This window comes from Vibrio sp. dhg, assembly GCF_003443775.1.
GTDB lineage: Bacteria > Pseudomonadota > Gammaproteobacteria > Enterobacterales > Vibrionaceae > Vibrio > Vibrio natriegens.
Map to the genome: position 1 here is coordinate 2,298,688 of NZ_CP028943.1, position 13,216 is coordinate 2,311,903.

At 45.9% G+C, this 13,216-nt stretch carries 18 protein-coding genes; 12 read left to right on the forward strand and 6 right to left on the reverse strand.

Annotated features, from left to right (window positions below):
• The first annotated feature begins 26 nt into the window (after nt 1-26).
• Nucleotides 27-383, forward strand: a complete 357-nt coding sequence (locus DBX26_RS10575) for a DUF2956 domain-containing protein (protein WP_014232683.1) — start codon at nt 27-29, stop codon at nt 381-383.
• 1 nt (nt 384) lies between these two features.
• Nucleotides 385-714, forward strand: a complete 330-nt coding sequence (locus DBX26_RS10580) for a DUF4156 domain-containing protein (protein WP_020333616.1) — start codon at nt 385-387, stop codon at nt 712-714.
• 67 nt (nt 715-781) lie between these two features.
• On the opposite strand, the gene DBX26_RS10585 is transcribed toward DBX26_RS10580, so the two are convergent.
• A complete protein-coding gene (locus DBX26_RS10585) occupies nt 782-1,069 on the reverse strand; it encodes a helix-turn-helix domain-containing protein (RefSeq protein ID WP_014232685.1) in 288 nt (95 codons plus the stop codon).
• A gap of 329 nt (nt 1,070-1,398) precedes the next feature.
• On the opposite strand from DBX26_RS10585, the gene DBX26_RS10590 reads away from it, so the two are divergent.
• From DBX26_RS10590 to DBX26_RS10605, 4 genes are read left to right on the forward strand one after another with little or no spacing between them, the layout of a single operon-like run.
• Nucleotides 1,399-1,749 carry an ArsC family reductase gene (locus DBX26_RS10590; RefSeq protein WP_065297222.1) on the forward strand — a complete coding sequence of 117 codons (351 nt, stop codon included), beginning with the start codon at nt 1,399-1,401 and terminating at the stop codon, nt 1,747-1,749.
• An 18-nt stretch (nt 1,750-1,767) separates the two neighbouring features.
• Entirely contained in the window at nt 1,768-2,904 is a 1,137-nt protein-coding gene (dapE, locus tag DBX26_RS10595; RefSeq protein ID WP_014232687.1) for a succinyl-diaminopimelate desuccinylase, read from the forward strand.
• A 32-nt stretch (nt 2,905-2,936) separates the two neighbouring features.
• The gene (locus DBX26_RS10600) at nt 2,937-3,638 is read left to right on the forward strand and encodes a M15 family metallopeptidase (RefSeq protein ID WP_020333619.1); all 702 of its coding nucleotides are present in this window, start codon (nt 2,937-2,939) and stop codon (nt 3,636-3,638) included.
• Nucleotides 3,635-3,838 carry a DUF2897 family protein gene (locus DBX26_RS10605; protein WP_014232689.1) on the forward strand — a complete coding sequence of 68 codons (204 nt, stop codon included), beginning with the start codon at nt 3,635-3,637 and terminating at the stop codon, nt 3,836-3,838. Before DBX26_RS10600 ends, DBX26_RS10605 begins: the two co-directional genes overlap by 4 nt.
• A 73-nt stretch (nt 3,839-3,911) precedes the next feature.
• On the opposite strand, the gene bamC is transcribed toward DBX26_RS10605, so the two are convergent.
• Both bamC and dapA read right to left on the reverse strand, forming a co-directional pair.
• Nucleotides 3,912-4,931 carry an outer membrane protein assembly factor BamC gene (bamC, locus tag DBX26_RS10610; protein WP_020333620.1) on the reverse strand — a complete coding sequence of 340 codons (1,020 nt, stop codon included), beginning with the start codon at nt 4,929-4,931 and terminating at the stop codon, nt 3,912-3,914.
• Nucleotides 4,932-4,991: 60 nt separating this feature from the next.
• Nucleotides 4,992-5,876, reverse strand: a complete 885-nt coding sequence (gene dapA, locus DBX26_RS10615; RefSeq protein WP_014232691.1) for a 4-hydroxy-tetrahydrodipicolinate synthase — start codon at nt 5,874-5,876, stop codon at nt 4,992-4,994.
• Between the two features lie 384 nt (nt 5,877-6,260).
• On the opposite strand from dapA, the gene DBX26_RS10620 reads away from it, so the two are divergent.
• Nucleotides 6,261-6,803: a glycine cleavage system protein R gene (locus DBX26_RS10620; protein WP_118119082.1), complete on the forward strand. Its 543-nt coding sequence runs from the start codon at nt 6,261-6,263 to the stop codon at nt 6,801-6,803.
• Nucleotides 6,804-6,819: 16 nt separating this feature from the next.
• Entirely contained in the window at nt 6,820-7,290 is a 471-nt protein-coding gene (bcp, locus tag DBX26_RS10625; RefSeq protein WP_020333623.1) for a thioredoxin-dependent thiol peroxidase, read from the forward strand.
• Between the two features lie 114 nt (nt 7,291-7,404).
• Here bcp and DBX26_RS10630 read toward each other — a convergent pair whose 3' ends face one another.
• Together DBX26_RS10630 and DBX26_RS10635 are read right to left on the reverse strand one after the other, a co-directional pair.
• On the reverse strand, nt 7,405-8,478 hold the full coding sequence (locus tag DBX26_RS10630; RefSeq protein WP_014232723.1) for an AI-2E family transporter: 1,074 nt from the start codon (nt 8,476-8,478) through the stop codon (nt 7,405-7,407).
• Nucleotides 8,479-8,715, reverse strand: a complete 237-nt coding sequence (locus DBX26_RS10635; protein WP_014232724.1) for a sulfurtransferase TusA family protein — start codon at nt 8,713-8,715, stop codon at nt 8,479-8,481.
• A gap of 315 nt (nt 8,716-9,030) precedes the next feature.
• Between DBX26_RS10635 and DBX26_RS10640 the strand changes: the two genes are divergently transcribed.
• The 4 genes from DBX26_RS10640 to DBX26_RS10655 are packed head-to-tail and all read left to right on the forward strand — an operon-like array spanning nt 9,031 to nt 11,882.
• The gene (locus DBX26_RS10640; protein ID WP_118119084.1) at nt 9,031-10,482 is read left to right on the forward strand and encodes a M48 family metallopeptidase; all 1,452 of its coding nucleotides are present in this window, start codon (nt 9,031-9,033) and stop codon (nt 10,480-10,482) included.
• Between the two features lie 16 nt (nt 10,483-10,498).
• Nucleotides 10,499-10,849 carry an arsenate reductase (glutaredoxin) gene (gene arsC, locus DBX26_RS10645; RefSeq protein WP_014232726.1) on the forward strand — a complete coding sequence of 117 codons (351 nt, stop codon included), beginning with the start codon at nt 10,499-10,501 and terminating at the stop codon, nt 10,847-10,849.
• Nucleotides 10,850-11,419 carry an NAD(P)H:quinone oxidoreductase gene (wrbA, locus tag DBX26_RS10650; RefSeq protein WP_118119086.1) on the forward strand — a complete coding sequence of 190 codons (570 nt, stop codon included), beginning with the start codon at nt 10,850-10,852 and terminating at the stop codon, nt 11,417-11,419.
• 22 nt (nt 11,420-11,441) lie between these two features.
• Nucleotides 11,442-11,882: a DUF2069 domain-containing protein gene (locus DBX26_RS10655; protein WP_014232728.1), complete on the forward strand. Its 441-nt coding sequence runs from the start codon at nt 11,442-11,444 to the stop codon at nt 11,880-11,882.
• A 69-nt stretch (nt 11,883-11,951) separates the two neighbouring features.
• Here DBX26_RS10655 and DBX26_RS10660 read toward each other — a convergent pair whose 3' ends face one another.
• Complete coding sequence (locus DBX26_RS10660; RefSeq protein WP_118119088.1) at nt 11,952-13,151, reverse strand: DUF2066 domain-containing protein; 1,200 nt, start codon at nt 13,149-13,151, stop codon at nt 11,952-11,954.
• Nucleotides 13,152-13,216: the final 65 nt, after the last annotated feature.

The following is a 13,216-nucleotide window of genomic DNA, read 5'->3' on the forward strand; positions in this document are numbered from 1 at the left end:
GCTCCTAGCGCCGAGTAAATCAAAACATGAAAAAGAAAAATACAGCAGCTCCCGTTCCTTCCCAAGAAACTCAGAACGAAGCAATGAACATTGCCAGAGCGACTCAGAAACCAGGGCAAACAAAGGAACAAACCAAACTCATTGCTCAGGGCATCGAGAAAGGCATTGCGTTGTATAAAAAACAACAAAAAGAGCGAAGCCGCCAAGCAGACAAAGCGAAAAAGAAACAGCAAAGAGAAAAACAACGCGAGACCGAAGAACAAACACAACACGAACCTCAAACTGCAGTAGAGTCCTCAACGGCAAAATCATCCGCGCTGCCATGGGTGCTACTTGTTCTCAGTTGGATTGGCTTCGCCGCCACTATTTTCATGGGAAAATAATATGCTTCGAATCATTGTCGCCATATCAATCTTTACTCTCTTTGGCTGCTCATCGACACCTCTCAATCCTCACGATAAAAGCCAACAGGTCGAAGTGCGGATTGATGGCCAGTTCGACCCTGCTCAGTGCGAGTACCTTGGTGAAGTAACTGGCGATGAAGGGCATTGGTATAGCTACCTGTTCTACAGCAATGATGGCATGATCAAAGGTGCGGTTAACGACCTAAAAAACAACGCGATGGTCATGGGTGCCGATACGGTATTTATGGTGTCCCCTCAATATTTCGTCACGTCTTTCAACCTGTTAGGTGTTGCCTACCGCTGCAAGTAATGCATGTTGCCTATTCAGGGAATTTATCTCCTACCTCGACAGATAAAAAAAGCCAGCAATTGCTGGCTTATGCACGAAATCCAAGGCTACTAGCGATATCACGCTCTCGCTCCAGAACCCATTGACTATCAAAAGGTCCCCAATCCGAAAGTTGGTAATAGCCGTCATTGTGACGTCGACCATCTTGAACAAATATAAGCTCGATGCCGATACCCGGTAATGCCTTGAGTACATCTTGAATTGTACGTCGAGGCCAACCCGTTTGTTCGATTAATTTTGGTACATTTGGCCTTTCCAGGCTTTCGACCAACAAGGCCAAATATAACCGCCTTGCAAAAACAGGACTCAACTCCATTGACACCTCCTAAACTTGTGCTGAATCATTATTTCGTTTTTGCACAGAGAGATGTTGCGTTTGATCAATAACTCGACTTATCCACCCTTTTTTGGTGTCTTTTTACTCAAATTCCTACAAGTTAATTCCCATTTACGCTCATTCTGTAAGTTATCAACGTTTCCAACTCGGCAATTTGGCGTGCTTCGAGGTCATAAATTATTTTGTTTCGCATTTTGTCAGTTTGATTGCTTCTTGGTAGGATGCGGTACACAGCCCAAAATTGCTTGAGCACCAGAGAATCTCGGCCTCTGTGCATAAAAACAAAGTAAAGATAAAAGGAAACAATTATGACGATTACCATGTTCGGTATCCCAAACTGCGACACAATTAAAAAAGCCAAGAAATGGTTAGAAGCCGAAGATATCGCGTATGAGTTTCATGACTACCGCAAACAAGGCGTAGATGAAGCATTGGTGACAGAATTTTGTGATGCTCTAGGCTGGGAAATCGTGCTCAACAAACGTGGTACCACTTTCCGCCAGTTAACTCAGGAACAGAAAGATTCTCTGAATGAAGAAAATGCTATCAAGCTGCTAGTGGAAAACCCAGCGATGATTAAGCGCCCAATTTTAAAAGTGAATGATCAGCTCCATATTGGTTTTAAAGCTGATCAATACACAACGATTTTTAACTCATAAATTAAGGAACACTCAAGGATGACAGACAGTCCAGTACTGGCTCTTGCGAAAGACCTAATCAGCAGACAATCCGTAACGCCTGAAGACGCGGGCTGCCAGGACTTAATGATCGAGCGACTAAAAGCGCTTGGTTTTGAAATTGAAGTCATGGTGTTTGAAGATACAACCAACTTTTGGGCTCGCCGTGGTACCGAAGCACCGCTATTTGCCTTTGCTGGCCACACTGACGTAGTGCCTGCGGGCAAGCTTGAACAATGGGATACGCATCCATTTGAGCCAACAATAATCGATGGCTACCTGCACGGTCGCGGTGCGGCGGATATGAAAGGCTCTCTGGCGGCAATGATTGTCGCTGTGGAACGTTTTATTGCAGAGAACCCTGACCATAAAGGCTCTATCGGCTTTTTGATTACTTCAGATGAAGAAGGTCCTTTCATCAACGGTACCGTTCGCGTGGTAGAAGCGCTGATGGAACGTGGTGAAAACATTGATATGTGTATCGTGGGTGAACCTTCAAGTACCGAGATCGTTGGTGATGTCGTGAAAAATGGTCGCCGTGGTTCAATCACTGGTGACCTAACGGTTAAAGGTACTCAGGGACACGTGGCTTACCCACATCTGGCTAATAACCCTGTTCACTCTTCTCTGTTAGCCATTCACGAGTTAGCAACAACGGAATGGGATAAGGGTAACGACTACTTCCCGCCAACCAGCTTCCAGATTCCGAACGTGTCGGCAGGTACTGGTGCTTCAAACGTCATTCCGGGCGAGTTCAATGTTCAATTCAACCTGCGTTTTAGCACAGAGCTGAACAACGACACTATTGTTCAAAGAGTGACAGAAACGCTAGACAAGCATGCCCTGGACTATGAGCTGAACTGGACGTTCAACGGTGACCCATTCTTAACCGACACTGGCGCGTTGCTGGATGCCGTAGTTGCTGCAGTAAATGAAGTAAACCACACCAAGCCAGCACTACTGACAACTGGCGGAACTTCGGATGGCCGTTTTATTGCTCGAATGGGTGGTCAAGTCGTAGAACTCGGTCCTGTGAATGCAACCATTCATAAAGTGAACGAGTGCGTGAAAGTCGATGACTTAGAAAAGTTAACAGACATGTACCAAAATACGCTTAAGCATTTATTGGCGAAGTAATCGGCCGCTAACAGCCAGTTAACGAGAACAACATGACACCATCGCAACTTACAGGAACCACCGATTCTCACCTTCAATCAACGATGGTGGGTCAAAAAGCCTTTTTGCTTCATCCAGAAGTGGCTCATGACCTGCTAAGAATGATTGAGGCTGCAACGGATGCTGGTTTTAAAATGGAGATTGCCAGCGGCTTTCGAGATTTTTCACGTCAGCGCTCAATCTGGAACGGAAAGTTTTCTGGTGGGTTGCCAATTCTTGATTCAGACTCAAAGCCACTGAATAAGTCTGCGTTGAGTGACGAAGAGAAGCTAATGGCGATTTTGCGGTGGTCAGCTCTGCCAGGTGGAAGCCGTCACCACTGGGGATGCGATTTTGATGTCTATGCTCGTAACTTGTTACCTGAAGGTACAGATCTGCAACTGGAACCGTGGGAGTATCTAGAAGGCCACCAGTATGAGTTCTATCTATGGCTGAAAACGCACCTCAATGAGTTTGGCTTTTTCTTCCCATACAAAGACGATCTTGGTGGCGTCGCTATTGAACCATGGCACATTAGCCACAAAATTGTCGGTCAGCAATGTTGCTCACAGCTAACGTCTGAGTTGCTAAGAAGTGAACTGATTAAGCAAAACGAGCAGCACAAGATTGCGGGAATAGATTCAATACTCAATAATCTAGATAAGATCATGTCTACGTTTATTCGTAACATTGCACCACCGCCGGAGGCACCATGATAGAGCTGCTCACTAACCCTTGGGTTATCATTATTGTCGTGTTAAGTGTCATCATCGGTAATATTGCCGCCCTGAAATACACAGCCAAAATGAAGTTTAATCAAATGGATAAAAGCCGTAAAAACGACTTGGATAAACTGAATGAGCTCGACCAGGAACGCTACGGGGATAAAGAGAACAAAGACGATCGTTCTCGTTAATGAATGCCATTAAAAAAGGGACCAAACGGTCCCTTTTCTCTATGCACTGTACAAATACTTATGCACTGAACAATTACTGCTTCACTACTTCTGCCAGAACTGGCGCTAGTGATTTAAGGAATTCTTCTTCAACAGGCTTACCTGAAGAGTCAGTAATGTTGATTGACGTACGGTTACCCAAGTCGCCAAATAGGAAGGTGTATTTACCCGCCTTCAGGTCAACAGGTTTAACGCCAATATCATTCCAGAACTCATCATCCGGTGATGCGTATCTCGCTTCTACTGTACCCTGAGATTGAGTACGATCTTCAACCGTGAAACCCATCTTAGGCAGAATCACAGGCAGACGCGGCCACAATACGTCATATTGAGCACGAGCGATGATGACTGGAAGTCCACTTCGGTCTGTACCCATCGTAACAGGAATCTGTTTTACCAGCTCCTGAGCTTTACGCTGAGCATCTTCACGGACTTGCTGATCGTAGCGAGCGGTTACCAGGTTAGTCATGAACACATTGTAACGCTCACGGTTTGTCGGAGTGACTTCTTTTACTTGGCCACCTTCACGCCAGTCAATAAGACCGACTTTAAATCCATAACGACCGCCTTGCTGTGTACGCAAGATCTCGTATCGGCTGCCAATTTCCATGTCTTCATCAGGAGAATCCCAAGTTACCCAACCCGTTTCAATACGTGAATCGGTCTGACTCTCAACCGGAATTTTTCTGGCCTCAACCATACCTTGTACAGTTTGCCAAACCTTGTCCAACTCGTCTTTACGGAGCAACCACAACGTCACTTCACCATTTTGACTGCGATCCAAGCGAGCGCCAGGAATAAGTTCTAACACTTGCTGTGGTGGACGAATATCAACGTCTTTACCCACGCCACCAGCATAAGCACCCTGAGGGATCTCGTAGTTTGGGTAGAGCTGAGGCTGAACGCCTTGTGGCGTATTCCACTCACCCAGCGTTGGGGTGTTTAAATACTCGAAATCGTCCTTTGCCTGACGACGTTGGGTGGCACCACCTGTACAGGCAGTCAATACGAATACAGCTAATGAACTTAACACTAACTGGCTTGAAAGCTTCATTTATACTCCTAAAACACTGAGGGCTCAGTGGCCCCCAGTATGAACGTCAATCCTAGTAGCTCAATCTTTATAAATACGGGCGTCGATTAACGCCTGTTCCACGATAGGCTGCAGATTTTCAGAAAGCGTGGTTAGAGGAAGACGTAAGCTACCATCCTCGATCAAACCCAGCTTTTCTGCTGCCCATTTGACTGGGATCGGGCTTGCTTCAACGAATAGATTCTTATGCAGAGTCATTAAACGCTCGTTAATCGCTTCTGCTTCTTCGTACTTACCTTCACTTGCCAAATGGAACATGTCTGCCATATCTTTTGCCGCGATGTTGTTGGTTACCGAGATAACCCCATTGCCACCAAGCTTAACAAAATCTAAGCCCGTCGCATCATCACCACTTAGTAAGATAAAATCTTCGCCACAAAGTTCACGGTGAATTGCAACTCTGTCCAAATCGCCTGTCGCATCTTTTAGAGCAACTATATTATCAAGCTTTGACAAACGTGCCACTGTCTCAGGCTTCATATCTACCGCCGTGCGACCTGGTACGTTGTAAAGAATGAGCGGTACATCACTCGCTTCTGAAATAGCTTTATAGTGCAGGTATAAACCTTCTTGTGTCGGCTTATTGTAGTAAGGCGTTACACTTAGGAAACCAGCGATACCAGAATCCGCCAGTAGTTTACTGAACGTCACGGCTTCGTGGGTAGCATTTGCACCCGTACCAGCTATCACCGGGATACGACCATTGGCAAACTCTACCGTCTTATTAACAACCTTTACATGCTCTTCAATCGTCAGTGTCGCTGACTCTCCGGTTGTGCCTACTGCCACAATACCATCGGAACCAGATTCGATATGGTATTCCACTAGCTTTTGCAGACTATCAAAGTCTACTTCGCCATCCGCTTTGAATGGCGTAATCAGCGCTACGATACTTCCTGAAAACATGTTTATCTCCCTTATTTAGTTCTTTCTGCATGGTACTGTAATGCGATTGAAAAACACAAGAGCGTAAACTCGCTTACAAAGTACAAATGAGTGAATAATTATCAGATGTTAGAGATCTAGCAAATTAAATGCTCGCTTTGGCCTGACTCCCACAAAACTGGATAACAGCGTTAGTTAACTGATTCAATTTTGGAGAACAAGGCGTGAGCAAAAGAAAGACCTCATTTTTACTATGCTCAGAAATATACTCTTCGGCGCGCTGAATCAAGTCAGACTTGAGTGAATAAAAAAACCATGTTGTAAACAAAAGCGGACTGACTCGATCTTTCTCTGGCGTATCTGTGCTAACATCTTTCTATTGAAGAAAGGACAAGAAGCTCATTTATGAAGCAACATCTGGTACTTACAGCAGTTGGAACGGATCGTCCAGGTATCTGTAACCAAGTCGTAAAGCTCGTTACGCAAGCTGGCTGTAATATTGTCGATAGCCGAATTGCTATTTTTGGCAATGAATTTACCCTAATCATGCTGCTGACAGGTAGCACCAGTAATATCACTCGCGTCGAAACACAGATGCCTTTACTGGGGCAAGAACACGACCTGATCACGATAATGAAGCGTACCGCTGCTCACGAGTTACTCGACAACAGCTACACCATGGAAGTGTTTATCGAGTCAGAAGACCGTCCTGGGCTCACTGAGAAATTCACTCAGTTTTTTGCAGACCAGCAGATCGGCCTGGACTCACTGAGCGCACAAACCATCAACAAGTCAAAGATTCAGGCCGATGTTGATCAATTCCACATCGCCATTACTGCATCGGTGAGTGCCGATTGCAATCTGATGCAATTACAAGAAGATTTCGATGAACTTTGTAAGTCGCTCAACGTACAAGGTTCTCTGAATTTCATTAAAAACACACTATAAAGTAAAGGAAATCATAATGAATACGCTGACAGCAGGCTCGCCAGCGCCAGCCTTCTCTTTGCTCGACCAAGACGGCAACACAGTGACACTTGGTGATTTTAAAGGCAAGAAAGTACTTTTCTACTTTTACCCGAAAGCGATGACTCCGGGCTGTACAACGCAAGCAAAAGGCCTGCGTGACATTAAAGCAGAACTCGACGCGCACAATGTTGTTGTGCTTGGCGTCAGCATTGACCCGGTAAAACGTCTGGGCAAGTTTATCGAGCGCGATGAGCTTAACTTCACGCTACTGTCTGACGAAGACCACGCGGTTGCTGACCAGTTTGGTGTTTGGGGCGAAAAAAAATTCATGGGTAAGATCTACGATGGTCTACATCGCATCAGCTTTCTTATCAACGAAGAAGGCGTGATTGAGCACGTGTTCAATAAGTTTAAAACCAAAGATCACCATGAAGTGGTTTTAAATTACCTCAACGAAAACGCGTAAACCGTCGGCTTGAACCGAACTCCTAAATACAAGAAAGCCCAGTACATGCTGGGCTTTCTTTTTTCTCTCAGACAGTGAGAATTGATTCTCTTAATGCAGACAAGGTTGGTATCGCTATTCCTGCTCCGCAGGTTCACTCTCTTCTGTACTCGGTAGCGCATTCCAAACGGCTTTTACTAGCGTCGCCAATGGGATAGCAAAGAAGACGCCCCAAAAACCCCACAGTCCGCCAAAGACCAGCACAGCAATAATGATAGCAACGGGATGAAGGTTTACTGCTTCAGAAAACAGAACCGGAACCAACACGTTCCCGTCCAATGCCTGGATAATCCCGTACGCGAGCAGTAGCCAATAGAATGGCGGTGTAAGCCCCCACTGGAACAGCCCGACGATAGCTACAGGGACGGTGACCGCTGCTGCGCCAATATATGGGATAAGAACGGACAAACCGACCGCGACGGCTAACAACGCAGAATAACGTAAATCCAGAATCGCGAAGGTGACATAACTTACTCCACCGACAATCAGGATTTCGAGCACTTTACCGCGAATATAGTTTGAGATTTGTTCATTCATCTCGTGCCAAACTTTGTTCGCTAGTCTGCGGTTTTTAGGCAGAATACCACTGGCCATACCAAGCATTTCCTCTTTGTCTTTGAGCAAAAAGAAAATCAGCAAAGGCACCAGAATTAAATACACCGCTAACGTCGCGAGGCTGACTAGAGAAGCCAAAGACCCTTTGACGACGCTCTCTCCAAGCCCTAAAGCCTGGTTTTTCGCATTGGTTACGATAGTTTCTACAATTTCTAGGTTCGCCAGTTCAGGATGACGCTCTGGAAGCGTAACAATGAACTTCTGTAATCCATTGTACATATTAGGGATATCGTTGATTAAGTTACCAACCTGAGTCCAGATAGTCGGCACTAAACCAAACAACGCAATCAACATTAAACTGATGAAGATAAGCAATACAATGATGACAGCGAGTGTACGCGGCACCCCCATACGGCACATTTGCACTACCGGCCACTCCAGCAGGTAAGCGAGTACAATCGCCACCAATAGTGGAGCAATGAGATGACCGAAGAAGTAAATAGTGATAAAACCAAACAGCAAAATCGCTACCAGGCTCACTGCATGTGGATCAGAAAATCGACGTTGATACCAACGACTTACCATTTCGAACATCTAAGCGGATTCCTTATTGAAAACAGTCAATGTGTAGTGATCTGATGTTGGTTGGCAATCAACCACGTACCCTTGAGCATTTAGGTATTTCACAATATCTTGTTTAGAGCTGTTATCCGTAACTTGAATGACAAGCTTTTGATATTGCGGATTTTCTCCTTCAAATGCCTCAACAGTGTGACGCTTTGCAAGTAACAGCGCTAAGGGGCAGCGTTGCTTGCGCAAATCAAGTAGCATGGATTCCATTGTATTGCTCTGCACTTATGATAGGGTTGTATTGTAACGGCTTTTTAAGTTGGTGCTAGCACTTCTGACATGATTTAACCAGATCCTGAAATCACTCAGATATAAACAATTTACGAAACCAATTCGTTTATTCTCAGTCTTATTGCTAGCATATACCCAAATGACTTCAAGGTGCATGATACCGCGAGTTTCTCGAGGTTATTTGGGCATACTAATAACAGGATGACCGTACAGTATAGTGGTGACGTTGTGAGGTTCGCGACCTCCTACCACATGCTCAGGTATTTGGGAGAACCTTTAAAACGTATGTTAAAACGCACTCGATCGCTAGTTTGCTTATGTATTGCTGCAGCAATTAGTTCGCCAACAACCTACGCCAATAGTATCGACTTACCCGATATTGGGACAGCCGCAGGTAGCACTCTATCGATAGACCAAGAGTTGATTTATGGTGATGCCTACATGCGCATGCTCAGAGCGAGCAAGCCGCTTGTTAACGATCCTGTGATTAATGAGTATATTGATTCTCTTGGCCACCGTTTAGTGGCCAATGCAAATGACGTAAAGACACCGTTCCATTTTTTCATGATTCGTGACCGCAACATCAACGCTTTTGCGTTTTTTGGCGGTTATGTCGCTCTGCACTCCGGTCTGTTTCTGCACGCTCGCAGTGAAAGTGAACTCGCCTCAGTGGTTGCGCACGAAATCGCGCACGTTACGCAGCGACACCTTGCTCGTAGTATGGAAGAGCAAGCAAGACGTTCACCAGCCTCATTGGCGGCGTTAGCGGGAGCTCTGCTACTTTCAATTGCGGCACCAGAAGCGGGGATTGCCGCTATTACCGCGGCAACGGCGGGTAACATGCAGAGCCAAATAAACTACACGCGCGCAAACGAGAAAGAAGCCGACCGTTTTGGCATCTCTACACTGGCGAAAGCAGGATTTGACGTTCAGGCCATGCCTCGCTTCTTCGGACGCTTAGCCGACGAATATCGCTATGCGAGTAAGCCGCCTCCGATGTTGCTTACTCACCCGCTTCCAGAAGACCGAATCACAGACAGTCGACAACGCGCGCAGGCTTATCCTCCGCTGCGTATACTTCCGTCGATTGACTATCACCTCGCTCGTGCGCGTATCGTAGCCCGTTATGCAAGCATTGATTCACAAGCCGCTCTAGGCTGGTTTGAGCGTACGCAGAAGAAAGCCACAGCCGATATCATGCCGGCATTTGATTATGGGCGTGCGCTGGTTCATTTGGACAGCAAACAGTTATCGAAAGCCGAACCAATATTGAAGAAACTGTTGGCGCAAGATCCGGGAAATCCCTTTTATCTTGATGCGATGAGTGATCTGTATATCGAGAAAAAACAACCCGAAAAGGCGGCCGATATGTTGAGTAAAGCACTCGCACGTAATCCGCAAAATAAAGTTTTGACGATTAACTACGCGAATGCGCTGCTCGAAGACAATAAAGATGAGCAAGCGGTGCGTATTCTTCAACGATACACCCATGACAACCCTGAAGATACCAATGGTTGGCAACTGTTGTCGAAGGCCTACAACGAGTTAGGGCGTAACGATGAAGAGTTGGCTGCACGCGCCGAGATTTTGGCGTTGCGAGCGAATTGGAATAAAGCGATTCAATATTACAGTGAAGCAAGTAAAATGGCCAAGTTGGGCAGTTTAGAGCAAGCACGATACGATGCTCGAATTGACCAGCTCATGATCCAAAGAGATCGATTCATGGCATTACAATAACGAAATGGAGAAAACCATGTCAGTCGTGATTTATCACAACCCTCGTTGCTCAAAGAGCCGTCAAACTCTTGAGCTGCTGGAACAAAATGGTGTTACACCTGAAGTCGTAAAATATTTGGATAACCCACTTACCGTGGAAGAACTAAAAGCACTCTACGCTCAACTAGGGTTCTCAGCTGTTCGTGACATGATGCGTACAAAAGAAGCCGAGTACAAAGAATTAGGCTTGGGTGAGGCGTCTGTCAGTGATGAACAACTGTTCGAAGCAATGGCACAAAATCCAAAACTATTCGAGCGCCCTGTTGTTGTCGCAAACGGCAAAGCGAAAATCGGTCGCCCACCAGAGCAAGTGTTGGATATTCTATAAATGGATTGCCAGATCCTTATTTTGTACTTCAGCCGTCACGGCGCAACAAAACAACTGGCAAGACAGATAGCAAGAGGGGTCGAATCGACTCCTCACTGCGAAGCAATTTTGCGTACAGTTGAAGAATTGTCACCTCACTCACATACCCCTTCCGATCCAATTGTTACTCTAGAAGAACTGAAAAAATGCGATGGTCTTGCATTTGGTAGTCCCGTCTGGTTTGGCAACATGGCAGCGCCGTTAAAGCACTTCTGGGATCAAACCACACCTTTGTGGGTAAGCGGAGACTTAATCGATAAGCCAGCGTGTGTATTTACCTCATCCTCTTCGATGCATGGTGGTCAGGAAACCACACTACAAAGCATGATGACTCCATTGTTGCATCACGGGATGATGGTATTGGGAATTCCTTATGCAGAACCAGAGCTGCACTTAACTCAGTCAGGTGGTACACCGTATGGCGCGAGCAGTGTCGGCAAAGAGCCAACGCTAACCAATGATGAGGCTCGTCTGGCACAGAAGTTAGGTAAACGACTAGCAACAGCAGCACTAAAGCTGAAGAGAAGCTAGTAAATTCAAGGATAGTAAATCGATGTCTGAATCTTTTGACCAACCTGCACTAAGTGCACAAACGAAAAGCTATCGTTACTTGGCTTTGTTTGGCAACTTGGCTTTACTGGCTTGGGTAGCGATATGGCAACTCGCGCTGTCTCCTCACCCTCACTTGAGTAGTACAACGCTAGCGATTGCATGGTGTATTCCATTATTGCTTCCGTTGCCGGGCATATTGGCGGGCAAACCCTATACTCACGCTTGGGCAAACTTTGTGTTAATGCTGTATTTCCTTCATGCATTAACCATCTTATATGTTGATGGCGGAGAACGTTGGCTTGCAGCAGTCGAGCTTCTGCTAACGACGCTAGGCTTTTTTGGCAATATTCTATTTGCGAGAGCAAGAGGCAAAGAGTTGGGCCTCAAACTCAAACGCTTATCCCAAGTAGAGAAAGAAGAAAAAGCAAAGTTCAACAAGTAAGGCTAACGATGAAACAAAAAAGAGTCGCGACTTGCGACTCTTTTTTGTTATTTTCAGAACGTTAGCATTCTATGAACGTTGACTAGAAGTCCATTCATAAATAACGTCATACTGCTCTTGCACCGGCTGGATTACAACAGGCTCAGATTCTTTCACTTCTTCAACTGCGACGTCAGCGGTCACAACATCTGAAGCCAATGGTGCCTCTTCCGTTGCCAATTCAGATTGAGTTGGCTCTTGAACAGGTTGTAAAGGCGCGGCTTCTTCCACTGGCGTTACTGGCTCTTGGTAGTCACCCAGTTGCGAAATCGATGACGCTTCCTTTTCAAACGCCTCTTTAGAAGCCAATAGATGAAGTTTAAGTGTCAGTTCATTCCCCTGAACTCGCTTAACCTCAGTGCCAGCAACGGAGTTAAGTTTCTTTAACGCGCTTTCTAAGTGGAAAAAATCTTTCGCTGAATGGATGTTAACCACTTTCATCGTGATCCCATCAGAAGACTCGCCCGACACAACCACGGCACTCTTGCCTGCGTAATAGTCAGAAATAGCATCGACCACTTCTGCCATCGCATTCACCCCTGCTGCCGACCCACTACGAGGAGAACGCTGCGACACAAGGATCGCCGATGGTGATTGGTCGTATAACGTCCAGCGAATTTGATCGCCCTGAGCTTTAAGTACCATCACCGCATCAACGGGGTAACGTTGACTCGCCTTCGCGATGGGTTCTACAAATCCGCCCCATAGATCAGAGACATCAACGCCAGTCACATCATCAAAGTCACCCACTGGGACAGTAATCGGCAGGCCTCGTGTTTCCGCTGCAACGCGCAATGCAGAAACCTGCGCTGAGTCTGAATTCTCCCAAGCAATGGTGCGTTCATAAGCTTGCTCTTCAATCGCCCAGACAAGAATATTAGCGCGATGAGGCGACCACGATGGCAACTGTGCTTGAGTCAAAAGAGAATGAATCTGACCACTGTTAAAGCGCATATCCAGACTTGGTTTGCCGTCAACTTGACCGTAACCAAGTTGAGAAATGTAACGTGAGCTTGAGCTCAGCGCTTTTTGAATAACGGTATTACTTAAAGAAGATTGAGAACCAGTTGCTCGAACAATCACCTCTTTCATACCTTGTTCACGAGCCAAAGACTCACCGTTATCTTGCTCACTGTCGATAACCACTTCAGCACGATAGATATCTACCTGCGTTAATGCGTAAACGGGCAGAGACAACCAACCTATCAGTAAAAGAGCTAAATAGCGCATAGTTTTCATTTTCCTCTAAATAAGAGAAAGCATAATAAGCAACTATCAAACCTTGAGCAAGGCGA

What these genes read in the sequence shown, in the direction of transcription:
- DBX26_RS10575 (WP_014232683.1), top strand. Translation starts at nt 27, where the DNA reads ATGAAAAAGAAAAATACAGCAGCTCCCGTTCCTTCCCAAGAAACTCAG.
- DBX26_RS10580 (WP_020333616.1), top strand. Translation starts at nt 385, where the DNA reads ATGCTTCGAATCATTGTCGCCATATCAATCTTTACTCTCTTTGGCTGC.
- DBX26_RS10585 (WP_014232685.1), bottom strand. Translation starts at nt 1,069, where the DNA reads ATGGAGTTGAGTCCTGTTTTTGCAAGGCGGTTATATTTGGCCTTGTTG.
- DBX26_RS10590 (WP_065297222.1), top strand. Translation starts at nt 1,399, where the DNA reads ATGACGATTACCATGTTCGGTATCCCAAACTGCGACACAATTAAAAAA.
- dapE (WP_014232687.1), top strand. Translation starts at nt 1,768, where the DNA reads ATGACAGACAGTCCAGTACTGGCTCTTGCGAAAGACCTAATCAGCAGA.
- DBX26_RS10600 (WP_020333619.1), top strand. Translation starts at nt 2,937, where the DNA reads ATGACACCATCGCAACTTACAGGAACCACCGATTCTCACCTTCAATCA.
- DBX26_RS10605 (WP_014232689.1), top strand. Translation starts at nt 3,635, where the DNA reads ATGATAGAGCTGCTCACTAACCCTTGGGTTATCATTATTGTCGTGTTA.
- bamC (WP_020333620.1), bottom strand. Translation starts at nt 4,931, where the DNA reads ATGAAGCTTTCAAGCCAGTTAGTGTTAAGTTCATTAGCTGTATTCGTA.
- dapA (WP_014232691.1), bottom strand. Translation starts at nt 5,876, where the DNA reads ATGTTTTCAGGAAGTATCGTAGCGCTGATTACGCCATTCAAAGCGGAT.
- DBX26_RS10620 (WP_118119082.1), top strand. Translation starts at nt 6,261, where the DNA reads ATGAAGCAACATCTGGTACTTACAGCAGTTGGAACGGATCGTCCAGGT.
- bcp (WP_020333623.1), top strand. Translation starts at nt 6,820, where the DNA reads ATGAATACGCTGACAGCAGGCTCGCCAGCGCCAGCCTTCTCTTTGCTC.
- DBX26_RS10630 (WP_014232723.1), bottom strand. Translation starts at nt 8,478, where the DNA reads ATGTTCGAAATGGTAAGTCGTTGGTATCAACGTCGATTTTCTGATCCA.
- DBX26_RS10635 (WP_014232724.1), bottom strand. Translation starts at nt 8,715, where the DNA reads ATGCTACTTGATTTGCGCAAGCAACGCTGCCCCTTAGCGCTGTTACTT.
- DBX26_RS10640 (WP_118119084.1), top strand. Translation starts at nt 9,031, where the DNA reads ATGTTAAAACGCACTCGATCGCTAGTTTGCTTATGTATTGCTGCAGCA.
- arsC (WP_014232726.1), top strand. Translation starts at nt 10,499, where the DNA reads ATGTCAGTCGTGATTTATCACAACCCTCGTTGCTCAAAGAGCCGTCAA.
- wrbA (WP_118119086.1), top strand. Translation starts at nt 10,850, where the DNA reads ATGGATTGCCAGATCCTTATTTTGTACTTCAGCCGTCACGGCGCAACA.
- DBX26_RS10655 (WP_014232728.1), top strand. Translation starts at nt 11,442, where the DNA reads ATGTCTGAATCTTTTGACCAACCTGCACTAAGTGCACAAACGAAAAGC.
- DBX26_RS10660 (WP_118119088.1), bottom strand. Translation starts at nt 13,151, where the DNA reads ATGCGCTATTTAGCTCTTTTACTGATAGGTTGGTTGTCTCTGCCCGTT.